At 61.9% G+C, this 15,847-nt stretch carries 15 protein-coding genes; 12 read left to right on the top strand and 3 right to left on the bottom strand.

What is annotated here, in order from left to right; genetic code table 11:
- Positions 1 to 150: 150 nt before the first annotated feature.
- From EJ077_RS16475 to EJ077_RS16505, 7 genes are all read left to right on the top strand, one after another.
- Positions 151 to 981, top strand: coding sequence for a hypothetical protein (locus EJ077_RS16475; RefSeq protein WP_208695285.1), 831 nt, complete (start codon positions 151 to 153; stop codon positions 979 to 981).
- The gene (locus EJ077_RS16480) at positions 959 to 1,504 is read left to right on the top strand and encodes a hypothetical protein (protein ID WP_208695286.1); all 546 of its coding nucleotides are present in this window, start codon (positions 959 to 961) and stop codon (positions 1,502 to 1,504) included. The genes EJ077_RS16475 and EJ077_RS16480 overlap by 23 nt, the downstream gene beginning before the upstream one ends.
- Before the next feature lie 60 nt (positions 1,505 to 1,564).
- Positions 1,565 to 2,656 carry a hypothetical protein gene (locus EJ077_RS16485; protein ID WP_208695287.1) on the top strand — a complete coding sequence of 364 codons (1,092 nt, stop codon included), beginning with the start codon at positions 1,565 to 1,567 and terminating at the stop codon, positions 2,654 to 2,656.
- Between the two features lie 65 nt (positions 2,657 to 2,721).
- Positions 2,722 to 3,195, top strand: a complete 474-nt coding sequence (locus EJ077_RS16490; protein ID WP_208695288.1) for a hypothetical protein — start codon at positions 2,722 to 2,724, stop codon at positions 3,193 to 3,195.
- Between the two features lie 61 nt (positions 3,196 to 3,256).
- On the top strand, positions 3,257 to 3,604 hold the full coding sequence (locus EJ077_RS16495; protein ID WP_208695289.1) for a head decoration protein: 348 nt from the start codon (positions 3,257 to 3,259) through the stop codon (positions 3,602 to 3,604).
- Between the two features lie 62 nt (positions 3,605 to 3,666).
- Positions 3,667 to 4,323: a DUF6441 family protein gene (locus tag EJ077_RS16500; protein WP_208695290.1), complete on the top strand. Its 657-nt coding sequence runs from the start codon at positions 3,667 to 3,669 to the stop codon at positions 4,321 to 4,323.
- Positions 4,324 to 4,325: 2 nt separating this feature from the next.
- Positions 4,326 to 7,094 carry a hypothetical protein gene (locus EJ077_RS16505; protein ID WP_208695291.1) on the top strand — a complete coding sequence of 923 codons (2,769 nt, stop codon included), beginning with the start codon at positions 4,326 to 4,328 and terminating at the stop codon, positions 7,092 to 7,094.
- Between the two features lie 475 nt (positions 7,095 to 7,569).
- Here EJ077_RS16505 and EJ077_RS16510 read toward each other — a convergent pair whose 3' ends face one another.
- Genes EJ077_RS16510 through EJ077_RS16520 form a run of 3 tightly spaced genes read right to left on the bottom strand, consistent with a single transcriptional unit; the run spans position 7,570 to position 9,518 of the window.
- Positions 7,570 to 8,256, bottom strand: a complete 687-nt coding sequence (locus tag EJ077_RS16510) for a hypothetical protein (protein WP_208695292.1) — start codon at positions 8,254 to 8,256, stop codon at positions 7,570 to 7,572.
- 14 nt (positions 8,257 to 8,270) lie between these two features.
- Positions 8,271 to 9,149, bottom strand: a complete 879-nt coding sequence (locus tag EJ077_RS16515) for an AbiJ-NTD4 domain-containing protein (RefSeq protein ID WP_208695293.1) — start codon at positions 9,147 to 9,149, stop codon at positions 8,271 to 8,273.
- Positions 9,150 to 9,191: 42 nt separating this feature from the next.
- Entirely contained in the window at positions 9,192 to 9,518 is a 327-nt protein-coding gene (locus tag EJ077_RS16520) for a hypothetical protein (RefSeq protein ID WP_208695294.1), read from the bottom strand.
- 438 nt (positions 9,519 to 9,956) lie between these two features.
- Between EJ077_RS16520 and EJ077_RS16525 the strand changes: the two genes are divergently transcribed.
- The 5 genes from EJ077_RS16525 to EJ077_RS16545 all read left to right on the top strand — a co-directional run bounded on the left by EJ077_RS16525 (position 9,957) and on the right by EJ077_RS16545 (position 15,799).
- Positions 9,957 to 10,787 carry a hypothetical protein gene (locus EJ077_RS16525; protein WP_208695295.1) on the top strand — a complete coding sequence of 277 codons (831 nt, stop codon included), beginning with the start codon at positions 9,957 to 9,959 and terminating at the stop codon, positions 10,785 to 10,787.
- Between the two features lie 729 nt (positions 10,788 to 11,516).
- On the top strand, positions 11,517 to 12,740 hold the full coding sequence (locus EJ077_RS16530) for a septal ring lytic transglycosylase RlpA family protein (RefSeq protein ID WP_208695296.1): 1,224 nt from the start codon (positions 11,517 to 11,519) through the stop codon (positions 12,738 to 12,740).
- 88 nt (positions 12,741 to 12,828) lie between these two features.
- Entirely contained in the window at positions 12,829 to 13,992 is a 1,164-nt protein-coding gene (locus EJ077_RS16535) for a D-alanyl-D-alanine carboxypeptidase family protein (protein ID WP_208703023.1), read from the top strand.
- 80 nt (positions 13,993 to 14,072) lie between these two features.
- Positions 14,073 to 14,747 (top strand): dTMP kinase, encoded by a 675-nt coding sequence (gene tmk / locus EJ077_RS16540; RefSeq protein WP_208695297.1) that lies wholly within the window; start codon positions 14,073 to 14,075, stop codon positions 14,745 to 14,747.
- Complete coding sequence (locus tag EJ077_RS16545) at positions 14,744 to 15,799, top strand: DNA polymerase III subunit delta' (protein WP_208695298.1); 1,056 nt, start codon at positions 14,744 to 14,746, stop codon at positions 15,797 to 15,799. The genes tmk and EJ077_RS16545 overlap by 4 nt, the downstream gene beginning before the upstream one ends.
- Positions 15,800 to 15,847 lie beyond the last annotated feature (48 nt).

Consider the following 15,847-nt stretch of genomic DNA (forward strand, 5'->3'; position numbering starts at 1 on the left):
AAATCGGGAAGGTTCGCTGCGTTCCCTCGGCGCTCTGCATGGCGCATATCCGACGTCCAAGCGAACCGCGAGCCCAGTCAAGCAAGTCGAGCAGTTCCCGCCGGCGATCGATACCGCCGGCGGGGGTCCATTTGCAGAGGTGCCGGCACCATGAGCGGACCTCGCTATTGCATCATTCCTGCCGATGCGCTGGCCGACGTGCGGATGACCGACCGTCATGTGCGCGCTCTTGCCGTTTGCGGCACCCTTTCCGACAACAACGGATGGTTCATCGTCGGCCAGTCGACGCTTGCCAAGCGGATGCGCTGTGCGCGCGAGACCGTAAACAGGCTCCTGCGTGACCTAGAGCACCTCGGCTATCTGCGCAAGCGGGGCCGCGTCGGAGAAGATGGCCGGCGCCTGGTCTGCCAGTACCAAGTCCTCATGGACCGCGAGCCGGCAAAGGCGGACCTCGCTCCAGGCGGTAACGAGGTGGCGTCCGAGGCTACCCATGTGATGGCCACGTCACAGGGGGTATGTGACGGCACCGTCACATACCCTGTGACAGAGCTTGATCACACCCCCTGTGACGAAGCTGCGTCACAACAAGTAAACGACCCTTTTCTAGAACGACCCTTTTCTCCTAACGGAGAGACGCGCGCGCTGCAGCTCTCGCTGGCGATGACGGCCTTCCCGGTGTCGTCATTCGAGTCGTGGTGGCAGCTCTATCCCGAGAAGGTCGGCAAAGGCGCAGCGCGAAAGGCCTTCGAGCGTGCGCAGCGCAAGGCCACGGTGGACACGCTGACTGCCGGCCTGGAACGCTATATCGCCGACAAGCCTGCTGATAGGGCCTGGTGTCATCCGTCGACCTGGTTGAACCAGGAGCGCTGGACCGACGAGCCGACGGCGACAAAGGCAACAACACAGAAGACGCTCGGCAATTGGGCGCTCGATCGCTTGAAAGAGATGGAGGGCGCTCATGTCGTCGGACATCAGCACTGAAGTCGTGAGGACAGCGACCGATCGTGACCTGCTGGTCAGCCTGGCTGCTCTTGATCCTTTGCCGCGCCGAGCCAGCACCAATCCCGAGTTGGAGTTCGCAGCGTTCAAGACGGCTCTCGAGGGCCGGCAGGTAGGTCTGATGGTCGTGGCCTATGTCGACCTGATGGCTGCTGTGAGGGCGATCGTGCAGGGCTGTCTTGGTCATGCCTATCACCCGAGCCCCGCTGAGTTGCGAATGCGTTGCAACGCGAAGCGCGACGAGCGTCTCGAAGAGATCGCAAAGGCGGCTCGCCGCCGTGCAGCTGATGAAGAGCAGGCCAGCTATCGCTCGACTTCGACCAAGACGGCTGAAGCACGTGAGCGCGCGGCCGCGACCTACGCGGCCTTCTGCGAAGCGAATGCCCAGGCCCGCCTCGATGTGGACACCAAGAACTATCACCGACCCCGACCGAGGAAAACGACGGGTCCTCCCGACGGCAAAACCGTATGCGGGACGGCGAAGCCCGATCCCGCTCCAGTCTGACGGTTTTTAGCGAGCCTAAACTCAAGCCTAAACGACAGTTCCAACCGGAGATTGTACGAAATGACACAGTTTTACGATGGCCAGGCTTCGATGTCGCCGATGGCCGGCGCCGAGATCGTCAGCGACAATGGGAAGAACGGTATCATCTCGATGCCGCCGATCGACGGGCCTGCGCTTGTTACGGCGGAACTGCCGAACATCATGAAACGCATCACCACGCCCGAGGGCCTGGTGTTGTCGCTGCCCAGGCCTGCAGCCATGCGCTATCGCAAGCTGACAGAGCTCAAGGAAGACGCTCACACGCTCTATCTTGCCGCCGAGCCGAAGATCGAAGAGATCCGCGTCGACATCAGCAAGGCGCGGACGCGCCTGGCCCGGTTCGACAACGAGTGGCGGTTGACAATGAGCCAGGACGAACTGGAAGCGGGAAAGGCTGAAATGGAGAAGGCGATCGCCAGGCTGAAGGCCGACATCGCCTACATCGAGGAGCGCCGACAGCCTTATTCGATGCAGCTTACTGCCATCGGCACCGCCATCCGCCGCGCCGACGCCTATATCGCCAGAATCGGGCCGTATGCCCTGAAGGATGCCGCTTTGCCGAAGCTCGGCAAGGGCGAAACGGTCGATGCCGCGGTTGCCCGCATCGCCGCCCTGCGCGCTGAGTTGGCCGATGTGATTTCCCGGCCGTGGCCGGCTGCGGATGCCAAGGCGCGCGCGCGGCGTGAAGTCGAATTCCTGGCGGACGAAGGCCGCGTCGATGTCAGTAAATCTGTACTGCATCGCAATCAGCTGGGGTGGCCAGTCGCAGAGCGCACCATCAACTTGCGTGGGTTCGGCAAGGGCATCGCGGACCAGTACGACACTACAAACGCGGCGAGCACCCTGGCCGTGGTTTGCTGGCTTTTCAAGGACGACATCATCGCCAAGCTGAACGCCGAAATCGATGCGGCCGCGCACGATACCGAAACGCAGGCCATGACCGCCGAGCAGCGCACCGCGCAGGTCGCCAAGATCAAGAACAGCATCGAAGCGGAACAGCGCATCATGGCGGCCATCATCTGGCAGGACGAGGCTTTCGATCGCATTCCAGGCGACATGGATCCCCGCGCCTTGCTCGGTCTGACAGGTCCAGAACCGGGCGAGTTCCATTGAAACGCTGAAGGCCGCTTTTAACCCCTGCCGATTTGGGCAGGGGCCGAACCTTGGAGCAAAAACACATGAGCACCTTGAACAACTTCCCGGCGCACTGGCGGAAGGCGATCGACGCCGAGGACATCTCCGCGTCGATCTTCGCCGACACTAAGGACGCCATTTCATTTTTCGTGGCGACAAACGGTTGCTTCATCGACCTGACGGATGCCCAGAAAGGCAACGTCATAGCTTTGCGCGATCGCTATGCCGACGAATCCCTAGAGGCGAACATGCGACGGGACAACAACAAGGCCCAAGCAGATTCCGCTCCACGTTTCATCGGCAACATCAGCAACGCACCGCCGACGCTTGAAACGTTGCGGCCGGAAATCGCCGGCATCGAAGGCGAGCTCGCCAAGATGCGGAGCGCGCCGGCGAGCAGCTCGCGCCGTCGGCCGGCACGCGACCCTGCCAAGCGGGCGCTGCATCCAACGTGGGAAAAGTTCGGTGCCGAGCATCCCGGCTTCTTCCGTTCCGACGAGCCGCCGGCCGCCGCATGATGTTCGCTACGCGCGGGTCGCGTAGCCCGTTACAACAGAAAGGGAACATGGAATGCCTACCATGTGGACTGAAAATGTCGCTCTTGTCGCTCACGAAGGCCGCCACGCGGCCGAGTTCATCCTGTCCGAGGGAAACGGTCACATATCGCGTGACTTGGGCAAGGCGGGCGCCACGCTCGCCCCTGGGGCAGTCGTCAAGCTCTCAGGAAATAAGCTCGTATCGTATGACGGCACGGGCACCGTCGCGGGCATCATGATGTACGACTGTGTCGACGACGCTATCGTCACATTCATCGTCCGCAAAGCCGAGGTAAACGGCAAGCTGCTGACGTCGACCGAACAGACGTCGGGTGAGATCGACGCTGGGGCGATCGCCGGTCTGCTTGCTCTGGGGATCGCCGTTCGCTGATCGGCCAGCCAGATCGCGGGGCTCAAGGTGTCCAATATCAACCGTAGTGGAGCAACAGCACCATGACCGCGCGCTTCCGGTACAGCTATGGCAAGGGCGAGTTCGCCTCCGCGATGGCGTCGATCAAGAACCCGATCGCCGCTGCCGGCACTGGCGCCATGAAGGAACTCGCCGACATGGTGAAGCGTGAAGGCCGGCAGAACATGGCCTCTGCCGGCTTCTCCAACCGTTTCCAGAACACGTTTCGCGGGCAGATCTATCCGACCGACCGGAACTCGATCGACGCGGCCGCGGTGCTCTATTCCAAGGTCCGATACAGCAATATTTTCGAGACCGGCGGTGATATCGGCGGCAAGCCGCTCCTATGGTTGGCGCTGCCATCGACGCCAAAGAGGATCGGGCGCCAGAAGATGACGCCGCAATTGTACGTTCGGCAGATCGGCCCGTTGTTCACGATCGAACGTCCGGGCAAGGCGCCACTCCTGGCAGCCAATATCGGGGTGTCGGCACGACAGCGCGCCGCTGGCAACGTCGGCAAGATTTCCAACGCGAGATTGCGCAAGGGCGCATCCGGTGTCGGTGCGAAACAGGCAGTGCCGTTGTTCGTCGGCATCCCCAGCGTATCGATCAAAGACAAACTGCAAATCCGCGAGATCACCGAGCGCGCCGCCGGCCGCTTGGGCGAGCTCTATTTCAAGCATTTGAACCCGGAGGGCTAAACATGGCCAAGGCACCAATTGTTCAAAGAGTCGCGTTGGAAGGCGGCGCCGCGATCGAGGCGCAGCTCAAGAGCATGGGTGAGGCCGGTGAGCGGGCTTTCCGCGACCTGCAGAAGATCGCGGCATCCGTGAATTTTCAGAAGCTTTCCGCGTCTCTCAGCAAGGCGCGCACCGACCTCGTCGCATTCGGCCAGAACGTCGCCATCCTGGGAACGGCCATCACCGCCGCTGCGGCGGGCGCCGGCGCCGCTGTGTTGGAATTGGCGTCTTCGGCTGGCGAAGCCGCCGACCAGGCTGGCAAGGCTGCGCAAAGCGCTGGTGTCACCACCCAGGCATATACCGAACTCGCATTCGCGGCGAAGATGTCGAACCTTGAACAGGCCGACCTCGATGCCGGTATGGCGCGGCTGAACAAGACGCTCGGCGCAGCCGCGAGCGGATCGAAAGCCGCTGTCGACCTGTTCCAGAAACTCGGCGTTTCGATCCGCGATTCGACGGGCAAGCTGCGCTCGCCGGATGCCGTCCTGCTCGACCTGGCGCAGGCCTTCTCGAAGCTGCCGGACGGCGCTCTGAAGTCAGCACTCGCCATCCAGCTCTTCGGCAAGGCCGGCGCGAAGCTGATCCCGTTCCTCAACGAGGGCAAGAAGGGCCTGATAGATCTCGGCGCCGAGGCCAAGGCGCTCGGCGTCACGCTGACCGACGCCCAGGCCAAGATCGGCGACAATCTCGGCGACGCATTGGACGGTGTCGGCGCCGCAGCGCGCGGCGTGAAATTGCAGTTGGGGCTGATCTTCGCGCCCGCGATCACCCAGGCGGCCACGGCGCTGACCGAACGCATCAAGCAGCTTCGCCCGGTCATTCAGGGCTTTGCGCAGGACATCGCCAACAAGGCGCTGCCGGTCATGCTCGACTTCGCCAACGCTCTGACCGGCAATGACGCGAACGTGTCGAACAAATGGGTGCTCGAATGGAGGGACGGCGCCATCGCATTCGGCCAGTCGATGGTCCAGGCTTCCAGCATCGTCCTTTCGGCGATCGACAAATTGCGCTCGGGGCTCGATCTCACGGCAACTGCGCTAAATGGCGTTTTTGGCACGCACCTTTCCGGCGACGCTATTGGCCTTGTGCTTATCGCCGGCCAGATCACAGGCGGGTTCAAGGCGCTTTATTCGTCCGTTATCGCGGCGAAGGACGCCGTGGTCTTGCTGTTCGGCCTCGCTCGGGCCAACCCGTGGATTGCGGCAATCACCCTCATCGGTAGCGGGATCCTGCTTTGGGCCACGCGCACCGACAACGCCACCGCGGCACTACAGCGCCATGAGGGTCTGGTCGAGGGCGTTAAGGACGCCTACGGGCGGGCCGGCAATGCCGTCAAAAACATGACCGACGAGATTCGCAACGGTCTGATCATTCAACAGCGCGCCGCCCTGCAAGACCTGGTGCCGGCCTTCGAAGCCGAGATCAAGCGCTTGCGCGATCTGGCCGCCGCGCCTGCCAAGGAAAACCCCTTCAGCCAAGCCCTTCGGGACTTCGCCGGCGGTGGGAGCCTCGAAGCCTATCTCGCCGCGATCAAGAAAATCGGCGCCGCCAATCCTGAACTCAACGCCGCAGCGGATGCCTTTGTGCACTTGACCGACAAGGCCACCGGTTTGCAGGAGAAGATCAAGCCGTCGGCCGACTTCCTCGATCTGCTCACCGGCAAGATCACCGACGCCGCCTTCCAGGCGCGTCAGGCTGGTGCCGGCTTCCAAACGCTCGGCGCAGATGCCAACGCGGGGCTCACCAATGCGGGAGCCGCTGCCGATACGACGAAGGCCAAGGTCGAGGCATTGGGCCAGACGATCAACGTCATCCGCGGCGGTCGCGACAAGCTCACGTCCGAGACGTTCAACGTCGTCAACGGCATTGCCCAGCGTACCGAACAGGGCAAGCAGGCCCTCGACAGCTTGAAGACCAGTGTCGATGACACCAGCAACGCTGTTGGCGGTGTCTCGGATGAAATCACCAACAGCATCAGCACAATCGCGCCGGCTGCACAGGAGGCCGCCAGCGGGTTCAACAGTTCGCTCGGCAATCTTGACGCTGGTGCCGCTCAGGCAGCCGCAGAGGCTATCGTGGCACCGTTCACGACGCTGCCCGGAAAGTTCAGCGCCATCCTCAACGGCATCCGGGCACTGCTGCAAGGCGGCTTCACCGGCCTGCAAGGCATCGTCACCAGTCTCGCCAGTCAGATCGAATCCGCGATCGCCCGGATCCTGTCGGCATTGCGGGAGGCCGCCGCGGCAGCCTCGTCGTTGCGTGCACAGGCTGGCTCCTCGTCGGCTTCGCAGTCCGGCGGCTCGCATGGCGGCTTCTCTGGCGGCGGCGCCGTGCGCGGCGCCGGCGGGCCAAGGGATGACAGCATCCTGGCTTGGCTCTCGAATGGCGAATTCGTCATTCAGGCGGCGGCCGTGCAGCGGCTTGGTGTCGATTTCTTCCATATGGTCAACAATGGCTTCATGCCCTCACTGAAAGGCCTGCGCGGCTTCAGCCTTGGCGGTGTCGTCGACAACTTCAATCGCTCGATGGCGATCCCGAGATACGCGGCCGGCGGGCTGGTTTCATCTGGGGCACCTTCCAATGCGACCGGCAATCAGCGCACGCCGATCGTCCTGCAGCTGCCGGGCGGCGAGCGAATTGATGACCTCACTATCGGGGATATCGCGCTCAATCGCCTGCAGCAGTTCTTGCAGCGCGAGGCGACGACGAGCAACGGCAGGAGGCCCAAATGACTTTTCCAAATCCCGACCTTGGTGCATTCGAGGGCGACAATCAGCGGTGGTGCGTGCATTACACGGAGCAGTTTCTGAACAGGGTCACAATGCCCGAGATGGCAGCCCAGGGATGTGATGCGCATAGGGTATGGGCACACCTCGTAGGCGCCATGATGTGCGCTGTCGGGGACGCTGGCGGCCGAAACGAACATGTCATCTCGGATGAGATACTCCAACTATTCCGCGATGCGTTGCGAAACGTGGAGAATGGGGGGATCACGCTCAGCTTCCCGGATCGACGTCCCCGGCCGCGTCTGACGCCGTTGACCGGTGGCAGGAAAGACGACCCGGAGCCGGATGACGCCGCATGAATGGCCTATCTCGCTTTCACGAAGGTGTCGCCAGCCTCGATCTAAGCGGCGGCTGGCATGGTGGCCGTTCTTGCTGCGCGTGTAGACGGCGGCTCTGGTTGGGGCAAGCCGTCTAGGCGTCATTACAGATCGCGGGGATAGGCTTCGATGCTATAATCGCCGGCCTGTCGCCGCTTGCGTCGCTCATCTTGGACGGCCAGTCCGTCGTGTATTGTGTAAAGCAGCCATTCCGCATCCGGCAGCGGGGTAACGATATGATCGTATGCCGTCTCACTGTCCAAAAAATGAGAAGCGATGATGTTCAGGACCTCGGCAAGCGATGTCAGTGCGGCATCGACCTTGAGCCGGGTAGCGGGCAGGAGCGCCCTGGCGTTCGGGTTGATCCGCATGTCGAGGTTGTTGTGCCCGATCCGATTGTTGCGCCAGTCTCGGCAAAACTTCTGTGCGGTCATCGCGAGATCGACTTTAGTCCTGACTGCATCGGCTAGCGCCGCGTCGGAAATGAGAGCGGCAAGCCGTCGAATCGTGAGCGTCTGCTTGCCGGCAATCTCGGGTTTGTCGGTAAATCTTGCGATGGCGAGAATCACCTGGTCGAATATGCAATCCTGGGCGACGCGAATGAAGGTGCCGCCGGCCTTGTTCAGAAGGTCGACGCGAGATTTCTTGGTTCCGAACAGGATCTTGTATTGGCCCCAAACGACGTAAATGTTGCAGAGTTCCTGCACTAGTTCGGCATATATCGCACCGAGTTCCGGACCCATGACGGTTTCATAGTCGGCGCGCAATTCGGCTGCGCTGCGGGTGGTCATTTGCGTGCCTCTTTTCAGAGCAGTCCAGCTGCGCGGCCTTTGTTGATGAGATAGGAGACGAAGGCGGCGCATGCGCCAAGCATAAACATCGCATCGGCCTCGTCGACAGTTGCGGCATCTTTGTCGAGCAAGGAATGCCGGATACCCTGCTCGTCACTGGCAAATCCGTATAGGCTCGCGAAGCCGGCTTTCATCGCGCCGTGGATCGCCCCGGCTTCGTCCAACTTCTTCAGCGCGGGGCCAAGCTCTTTGGTGCCAGGCGCCAGCTGAACAGCAACCGATTCGACAGCGTGGATGCTGTTGCGAACGCTGTCCGCGAAGTGGCCGGTCGAACAAGCGCCGGCCGCATCCAAAAGATGCTGCCTGGGTCCCTTCAATCCTGCGCTCTCGGCCGCGTTGAGGGCAGCGACAAAGGTTTCAGCTTCTTCCTTTGTCTGCTTTGGGACGAATGTCTTTCCGTCAACGAGAATGTATGCAGCCTGGCTGACACGCAAGATCCGCTCTAAATTGTCAGCGAAAAGATATGGACGTTCAGCGTGCCTTAAAACGTATTGGAGAAAGTCGAAAAATTCCACATAATCTCCGTTCCAAATAATGTGCTTCAACTCTCTTTTATTGATCTCCCAATCATTATCAAAATCATCTGCTGGACGATGTAGAACGTATACATAACGATCAAAGAGAATTTTGCGCCAGTTATTGACCAATACCCGGCCGCGACTATAAATACTGTCTCGTTCAGAGGTCTGCACCGTTTTCAATAGCTGGGCCCAAACCATTGACCTAAGTTGGTCAGAAATCTCCTTTGGCTGGAGCTGGCTCGGTAGTGCAGCGGCGCCCTCAGCCTGGGCGAAAGTGATAGATTTTCGCCGCTCGATCTCTTCGTCGCTCATGAAGATGGATTCCGCTTGGTGGCAAGAGCAGCGCAAGCGCCGCTAGTTGCTGGAGTGGGTCAAGTACCAGAACAATCCGAATAGAACGACCAAGACGACAGTTAGCAAAACATTTTGCCGCTTTACGCGCTCCACATCGAGCGGATTGTCGATTTCGCCCAGGATGAAGAGCGCGCGCATGTGAAACAGCCAGCCCACCAGAAGTCCTCCCATGAAAATGAGCGTCCCCTGATAGATCGTGGCTCTGTCTACTTGTTTCGTCATCAGCGCGACCGTTGGCGCCAAGCCGCCGACAGCCACGAACGCGAGGCCGACGCCGTTGTGGAACACCGCTCGCAACTTGATCTGTTCTTTCTCGCCCTCGGTCAATGCTTACACTCCCCACTATCGCTGGGATAAATCACCTCAGAACGCAAAATACAAGCCTCTCCCCCGGCGGGGAGCGCTTGACGATTTCGGCGAATAAGCGGAACGTGTCCGTGGGCTTCGAAACCCGGACCGTGATAGGCCGCGACCCTTTGGCGAGGATCAGCCGATCGATTGGCTTCGATCAGCTGCGGCTGAAAGAACTGCGGAAATTCCGCAGTGAACAGACGCGCTTGGCGGCGCGGCTCTGACCGGCTGAATAATGGCCGGGGGCGAGCGTGCTGTCCAGAGCGAAAGCTTAAAAGCGTCTCGGCCAGTCTCACGGCTGGTTTCGAACCCCCGGCTTCGGCGCCGCCCGCCGATCTTGGGAAAACCGTTTCAAGAGAACGGTTTTCCGCCGGCCTTCGAAAGCCGGTTCGAACCGTGAGAGGGAAATCCACCATGTCGAATATCAAGCCATCGGCGGCCGAGGGCCAGCCTAAGCACAGTTTCGTGACATTGATTTCGGAGTGGCTGAAGGCTCCGCCGCATCTTCAGCAGCTCGCCCTCGACCACGCACGGCGATCCGCCGAGGAAAACCAGCGCAGAGTTGAGAAAGTAGAAACCACGTCGGCCGGCGCCGGGGGATGTCCCCAAAAAGTAGAGCGGCATGGCCTCGTCGCGGGAACGCAACGGCATATCATCCCATCGGCGGAAGGAGGCCAACCGATGGAGGGTTTTTTGAACCAACACATTTCCCGCCGGACCATTATGGGCGCATCAGCCGGCCTCGCGGCGATCGCCATGCCTACTGCCGTAGCGGTCGCGGCCGATGGAAATTTGCAGACCCGCCAAGCTGGCGGCGTGGCTCTCGACCTGCAGGCATTGCAGAAAGCGTTCAACGTCGAATTTCGAGCGCTCAACAAGCACCGGAAGATTTTCACCGCTGCCGAGCAGCGGTTTTTTGCGATGCGTCCGGCTCAACCGAAACGGAGAGCCCAGGATGATGAGGCCTGGGACGCTGCCTATGAGGTGGCGCGACACAAGAGCGGCTTTGCTGCCGTCGACAAAGCGTTCGTGGCTCAGTTCAGGCGAACTGATCGGGCGGCCGGCAGAATCCTGCGCTTCAAGGCGACGTCGTTGGAAGACATCCAGGTCAAGGTCGAAGTGCATCGCAGGTGGGTATTCGATGAAGGCGACAAGATCATGCAGGTCTTGGGCAGCGATATCCGCCGGGTCGCCAAGGCACAGCGCTCAAATGTTTCACGGGGAACTGCTGCTGTAACAGCCTGAATTGGCGGCCCCTTTGGCATGTCTCACGCGGTGCGGAATTTCCCACGCGCGAACTGCGGAATTTCCGCAGTCGCGGTCCGCCCACCTTTGTTCGGAGCGAACAGTCGGGGGTCTGCAAATTTGCTGACCCGACGGGCTTCGGACATCCGGCGGCTGTGCAGCGTTCCGGGACGGGACGGTGCTGTTGACCCCGCCGAGGTGGGGGCAGGGCACACACAAGCCTTGACGTGCCCATTTGACAGCGCCGACCGGCCCCGCCGCCGCCAGAACGTCCAAGGAACGGATTGCTACCATTTTGCTACCGAACTCGGTAGCACCAGCCGGTACAGCCGAGCACGAAACCCGCATATGGGAGGGGAAACTGCAGACAAAACAGGCCGCTATAAAACAGGAAGAGACGGCGCGGGATATCGGTAAACGAATTTCAAGACCGGTGCCTTAAACCGCTCGGCCATCCCTCCGGTGACTGCCGGCCACTGCTCTAGTGTGCCCGGCAAAGGCCTGTCAACCGGCTTGCGTGAAGCGGCCCTTCTCCAAGCCCCAGGACAGGACAAGCAGCGTCACAATCTTGCCCGGTTCCGGCCACAATCGGTTAATACCGTGATAAACAATTCCTGCGCACAAAGGATCGGGGTCCGAGACGTCGTTGGCAGTGTCGAGTGAGCGCTTGGCTCCTCTGATGGTCGGACACGACGTCGTTGGTCGAGACTTTTAGGGGGGCAATCAAGAATGCAGGCTCTGACGCACCCGCGTCTTCGTCGCGTTGCCACGGTTGCGTTGCTTGCAGCGTCGGCTGCATTGCTTGCCGCTTGCGCGTCGCAGCCCGAGCCGAAGGGCATGGTCTACAAGAAGACCCGCTCCAAGGAATATTTCGCCGAGACCGAATATGGGGTGAAGGCCAGTCCGCGCGTTCAATTCATGCGGCGCGGCGGCGGCCGCGACCAGCTCGGCAAGCCGTATCAGGTGCGCGGCAAGTGGTATTATCCCAAGGAAGAGAAGCGCTACGCCAAGGTCGGCCTGGCTTCGTGGTATGGCGACGCCTTCCATGGCCGGCTGACCGCCAACGGCGAAGTCTACGACACGGCGCAACTAACGGCGGCGCATCCGACGATGCCGCTGCCCAGCTATGCCCGCGTCACCAACCTCGAAACCGGCAGTTCGGTCATCGTGCGCGTCAATGACCGCGGCCCATACCATGAGGGCCGCATCATCGACGTCTCGGAGCGAGCCGCGCAGATGCTCGACTACGACAAGGTCGGCACCGCGAAGGTGAAGGTCGAATATGTCGGCCGCGCGCCGCTCGACGGCAATGACGACCAGTACCTGATGGCCTCTTACCATCCGGGGAACCGGATACCGGATCCATCGGACGGCTTGCCGACCGGCGTCATGGTGGCCATGAACGGACCGTCGCCGAGCCTTCCGGTGGGTGCTGCCGCCGTGCCGTTTCCAGGTCAGCTGACCGATTCCACGACTCCGGTCCAGGCGCAGATGTCCGAGCAGTCGCCAGCCTTCGGCGATCTGGCGTTGCCCGATTTCGGACCGATCGTGCCGGAACGGCCCGAGATCGGCTTGCCGCCGCAATCGCCGTTCGCCATGGCCTCGCTGTCCTATGCGGATGAACGCGTCCGTCGCGCGGATGTGTTTGCCGCGCTGGACGACAACGGCATGTCGCCCGCCGACATCCTGCGGTCGTGGAAAAAGACCGATCACCAAGCGGCGCCGTCCAGCTCCGACTATGTCGCCGCCGGCACGTTCGACGATGCCTCCGAGGCCAGACGTGTGGCCTTGGCACTAAAATCCTTCGGCAGAATAGAGATCCAGCGCTCCGATCTCGACGGCAATGACTGGTATGCGGTCAACCTCTATCCGGACGGCCATGGCGGCCTGGACGAGTTGCTGAAGGCGGCATGGTCGCATGGCGCGCCCGACGCGCTGGTCGTGCGCGACTAGAGCCGGCTTGTCGCCGGCAGTTGATCCCTCGCCGAAAAAGCCCGATAGTTTCGGCACGCCGGAGGGGCCGGCCAACGGGTCGCGTTTCATGCAGTTTCGCTTGCTACAGCCTTTCGCCGGGTTCTTTCTCCTTGGCCTGCTGCTTACGCTTTCGCCGGCCCAAGCACAGCTTTTCGAGACCAAGGCCGCACAGGTCTTCATGATCGATGCCGACACCGGCACGGTGCTGTTTTCGAAAGATGCCGACAAACCCATTCCGCCGGCCTCAATGGCCAAGCTGATGACGATGGAGGTGGTTTTCAACGCCCTCAAGTCCGGGCGCCTCAAACTCGACGATACGTTCGTGGTCAGCGAGAACGCCTGGCGCAAAGGTGGCGCGCCGTCGGGGACCTCGACGATGTTCGCCAAGCTCAAATCGGCGATCCGGCTCGAGGACCTGATCCAGGGGGTGACCGTGCAGGCCGCGAATGACGGCTGCATCGTCATCGCCGAAGGCATGGCCGGGTCGGAGGATAATTTTGCCGGAGAGATGACCGAACGCGCGCGCCAGATCGGCCTCAAGACATCGACTTTCGTCAATTCGACCGGCCTGCCGGCCGATGGCCAGCAGACAAATGTGCGCGAACTGGCGCAGCTCGCGCTCCATCTGTGGCGCGAATACCCGGATTTCTATCGCTACTATGGCCTCAAGGATTTCACCTGGAATAAGATCTCGCAGAGGAACCGCAACCCGCTGCTGGCGATGGACATCGGCGCCGACGGCCTGGCTGTCGGCGCAAGCGAGACATCCGGCTTCGGCATCGTCGCTTCGGTCAGCCACGACGGCAAGCGGGTGATCGCTGCAATGAGCGGACTGGCCAATGACAAGGAGCGTGCCGAAGAGGCGCGCAAACTGCTCGATTGGGGCGTTCGTTCGTTCGAGAAGACCGAGATCTTCGCCAAGGACGAGGTGGTCGGGGAAGCCCAGGTCTTTGGCGGTGCGAAATCCGGTGTGACGCTGAAGGCAAAAGGTCCGATCGACATCTTCCTGCCGATCACCAACCGCGACAAGCTGACGGCGAGAATCGTCTACACCGGGCCGGTCGCCGCGCCGGTGGAGGAGGGGCAACCGGTGGGCGCACTGCGCGTCTGGATCGGCGACACGCTGAGCCAGGAGACACCGTTGTTCGCCGCCGAAACGATCGGCGTCGGCACCCTGCCGCAACGCGCGCTCGATGCCGTCAAGGAACTGGCTATCGGCTGGCTTCGATAGCACCGACGGCATGGACGTTTTCCCGAACGCGGACTATCTAGTGCGCAACAATCCACTCGAACACGAACAAAGGCCCTCGGTTGGCGCGCGGATTTTTCATCACCTTCGAAGGCGGCGAAGGCGCAGGCAAGTCGACACAGATCGAGCGGCTGGCCACAAAGATGCGCGCCAAGAAGTATGATGTCCTGCGCACGCGTGAACCGGGCGGCTCGCCGGGCGCCGAAGCGGTCCGGCATGTGCTGCTCTCGGGTGCCGCCGAACCGTTCGGGCCGAAGATGGAAGCGCTGCTCTTCGCCGCCGCGCGTTCCGACCATGTCGAGCAGGTCATCCGTCCGTCCGTCGAGCGCGGCTCGATCGTGCTTTGTGACCGCTTCCTGGATTCCTCGCGTGTCTATCAGGGCGTTACGGGCGGGATCGATCCGGCGTTCATGGCCATGCTGGAACAGGTCGCCATCAACGGCATGATGCCCGACATGACGCTGATCTTCGATATAGACCCGGCCGAGGGTTTGAAGCGCGCGACCTTGCGGCGCGGCAGCGATGCCGCCGCCGACCGCTTCGAGAAAGAGACGCTGGCCATCCACCAGGCCCGCCGCGAAGCGTTCCTGGCGATCGCGGCGGCAGAGCCGGAGCGCTGCATCGTCGTCGATGCGTCCGTCGATCCGGACACTGTGGAGGACGTCGTCACCGCGGCCGTGTTCGCGGCACTGGAGGCAAGGGCGCCCGAGCGCAACAGGCAGGTCGCACCGGTATGATCTTCGAACGCATCGCGCCGGAACAGCACGACACGCTGGACGGTGTGCCGGAACCCTCCGAAACGCCGCGTCTGGTCGGGCACGGGCAGGCCGCCGCCATGCTGGCCGCCGCCTATCGGGCGGGAAAGCTGCCGCATGCGCTGATCTTCGCCGGACCTGTCGGAATCGGCAAAGCGACGCTTGCCTTCCATCTTGCCCACCACCTTTTGAAGCATCCGGTTTTCGACCAGGCACCTGGCAAGCTTGCGGTTCCCGATCCGGCCTCGCCGCTGTTTCGCCAGATCGCCACCGGGGCGCATCCCGGGGTGCTGCACCTGACCCGCCCCTTGAACGACAAGACCAAGAGCTTCAAGACCGTCGTCACCGTCGACGAAATTCGCAAGGTCAGCCGCTTCCTGTCGCTGACGTCGCACGACGGCAGCTACCGGGTGGTGATCGTCGATCCGGCCGACGACATGAATGCCAATGCGGCCAATGCCTTGCTGAAGAATCTCGAGGAACCGCCGGCACGAACCCTGTTCATTCTCATCGTCCATGCGCCGGGCAGTCTGCTGCCGACGATCCGCTCGCGCTGCCAGGTGGTGCGGCTGACGCCGCTCGACGCCAACGAGCTGATGGCGGTGCTGGAGACCGCGGAGCCGCCGCCGCCGGACGATCCGGCCGCGCGAGCCGCACTGGTCGAGCGGGCAGGGGGAAGCGCCCGCAGCGCGATCCTGTTGACGCAATATGGCGGGCTGGAGATCGCCCAGACGCTCGATGGCCTGGTGGCGAAGGGAAAGGGCGATATTGGCGGCGCCTATCGCCTGGCCGAAGCCGTCGCGGGCCGAGATCAGGCGATCCAGTTCGACATCTTCAACCGCCGGGCGCTGGACCTTATGTCGGACGCGGCAAGCCAGGCGGCGCTGGCCGGCGACCTTGCGCGGGCCAAAACACTGTCGGACAGCTGGCATGAGGCGCTGGACGCCATATCGGAGACCGATACCTACAATCTCGACAAGAAGCAGCATGCCTTGACCATGATCGATCGACTGAATTCGGCGATGCGAGCGTGACGGTCATCTGGGGCAATCGCCACCCGCTGCCAGCCGTTGGACCGGATC

Origin of the sequence: Mesorhizobium sp. M8A.F.Ca.ET.057.01.1.1, from assembly GCF_003952565.1 — a bacterium.
GTDB lineage: Bacteria > Pseudomonadota > Alphaproteobacteria > Rhizobiales > Rhizobiaceae > Mesorhizobium.